The sequence below is a fragment of the Virgibacillus sp. 7505 genome (genome assembly GCF_002272135.1).
Lineage (GTDB): Bacteria > Bacillota > Bacilli > Bacillales > Amphibacillaceae > Terribacillus.
In genome coordinates this window covers 1-285 of sequence record NZ_NPBF01000159.1, presented here as the reverse complement: position 1 = coordinate 285, position 285 = coordinate 1, and the positions used below count along the sequence as shown (strand labels likewise).

Genomic DNA, 285 nt, shown 5'->3' with positions numbered 1-285 from the left:
CCATAGCGGTATTCAAGCTGGCCTTCGAGGACATAAATGCATTCGTCCCTATCCATAGATACAACTTCCGCCGTGACACGTTCATGAGGAGGGACAGAGAGGCGGAGCACTTCGATTTCCGGAGGCTGGGCGCTCCGCCACGCTAGCGGTGTCAAAACTTCACATTCTTGGCCCAAGTTGAGAAACTTAATGGATGGCCTTTCTTTTTTCCTCAGTACGACGACCTCATCGGTTGCTTCTTCGGCAAAAAGCATTGTTGCCGGAATGCCTAGCTTCTCAGAAAGG

Annotated in this window: 1 protein-coding gene; it reads right to left on the bottom strand. The window is 51.2% G+C overall.

Annotated elements, in window-relative coordinates; translation table 11 throughout:
- On the bottom strand, positions 1 to 285 hold a 285-nt coding region (locus CHH91_RS20940; RefSeq protein ID WP_217973776.1), incomplete at both ends, for a cupin domain-containing protein.